The organism is Pantoea sp. GbtcB22 (assembly GCF_019091025.1).
Lineage (GTDB): Bacteria > Pseudomonadota > Gammaproteobacteria > Enterobacterales > Enterobacteriaceae > Pantoea > Pantoea leporis.
In genome coordinates, this window is sequence record NZ_JAGXKB010000348.1 from 1 (window position 1) to 261 (window position 261).

1 protein-coding gene is annotated in these 261 nt (G+C 60.9%); it reads left to right on the plus strand.

Annotated features, from left to right (window positions below):
- Positions 1-228: aminotransferase class V-fold PLP-dependent enzyme (locus tag KVT28_RS25450; RefSeq protein ID WP_217550985.1), on the plus strand; the 228-nt coding region annotated here is incomplete at its 5' end.
- Positions 229-261: the final 33 nt, after the last annotated feature.

A 261-nucleotide genomic window follows, 5' to 3' on the forward strand; every position in this document is an offset into this window, starting at 1 on the left:
CAGGTTCAGGGCGGCATCGTCACTTTCACGATCGACGGGCCTGATCTGACAGAGGTGAAGGACGCGCTGGCCGAGCAAACGATCAACGTCACCATCTCGCGAACGTTATCCACACGGCTCGACATGGAGGACCGTAACCTGACGGAGGTCATTCGGGCATCGGTCCACTACTACAACTCGGAGGATGAGGTCGCCCGCTTCTGCTCGGCGATCGAGGCGCTCGCCTGATAGCCGCTTCACTACGGTCGCGATTCGGGCGAC